Here is a 1,186-nt window from a genome sequence, read left to right as displayed (position 1 = left end):
GCCATCATTGTTACCGCTGCTGCAGAAGTGATTCCCCAAGCGCTTCTCTCACAGTTAAAAGATGGCGGTAAAATGGTGATTCCTGTCGGAGATGCTGAGCAGCAACTACTTAGAATTGAACGCAAGGGTGACGAGTACCTTTCTACCGTTGTGGAAATGGTTCGCTTTGTTCCTCTTGTCGCGGGTGATTTGGCTTAAGGATCTGAGGTTAGGTGAGTAAGTTACTGCGTCATATTGGTATTAGCTTTGTATTAGCTGCGGGACTCGTTGGTTGCGCGGCTCACTCACCTGCGCCTGTTTCCAGCCTAAAGAAGGATTATTCGAGCGTAGAGCGTGGCAGTTATAGAGGGAGTTACTACGAAGTAAAGAAAGGTGACACACTTTATTTTATTGCTTACGTCACAGATAAAGATGTAAATGATCTTGTACGTTACAACGAACTCTCTCAGCCTTACACCATTTATCCAGGTCAAAAGCTAAAACTTTGGGCTCCGAAATATGTCGCGCCAAAATATGGCCAAAAAGTTGAACCCGTTGTAGTACCTGTAGTTACAACGACACCGCCGCCAGTGGTGAAGCCAACGACGACGACAAAGCCTGTGACTTCAAGTAAAAACTCTAGTCAAAAGCCTACAACAACTTCGACTAAAGTCGCACAAAAAGAGCCGCCAAAGAAAGTTGAACAAACCAAAGCAAAGGAGTATGTTGGTTCAAAAGATAACCAACCTACTAAACCGAAGCCGCCAACAACGACGGTACAAAACGACAAAGTATCGAAGTGGTTGTGGCCGACAAAAGGGAGAGTAATCAAGAACTTCTCGGCGGGAGAACAGGGAAATAAAGGCATTGACATCGCAGGACAGCGTGGTCAACCTATCGTTTCAACCGCAGCCGGCACGGTCGTTTATTCGGGTAATGCGCTAAGAGGTTATGGCAACCTAATTATAGTGAAGCATAACGACAATTATTTAAGCGCATACGCACATAACGACAAACTGCTGGTAACAGAAGGTCAGAGTGTAAAAAGCGGACAGAAAATTGCGACCATGGGTAGTTCAGGCGCAAAATCCGTCAAGCTGCACTTTGAAATTCGCTACCAAGGTAAATCAGTGAATCCAAAACGCTATTTACCGTAAGACTTTGAAAAACAACTTGCGAAATCATTTAGCGACATATTGAGTTGTCA

1 protein-coding gene and 1 pseudogene are annotated in these 1,186 nt (G+C 44.8%); both read left to right on the top strand.

The window, feature by feature from the left end; all coding sequences use genetic code 11:
* Positions 1-198 (top strand): annotated as a pseudogene (locus R7P35_RS25255) (protein-L-isoaspartate O-methyltransferase); the annotation flags it as partial.
* 14 nt (positions 199-212) lie between these two features.
* Positions 213-1,136 (top strand): peptidoglycan DD-metalloendopeptidase family protein, encoded by a 924-nt coding sequence (locus tag R7P35_RS25250; protein WP_025523585.1) that lies wholly within the window; start codon positions 213-215, stop codon positions 1,134-1,136.
* Positions 1,137-1,186: the final 50 nt, after the last annotated feature.

The sequence above is a fragment of the Vibrio sp. Vb0304 genome, assembly GCF_033338995.1.
GTDB classification, from domain to species: domain Bacteria; phylum Pseudomonadota; class Gammaproteobacteria; order Enterobacterales; family Vibrionaceae; genus Vibrio; species Vibrio alginolyticus.
This window is presented reverse-complemented; position numbering and strand designations above follow the sequence as displayed.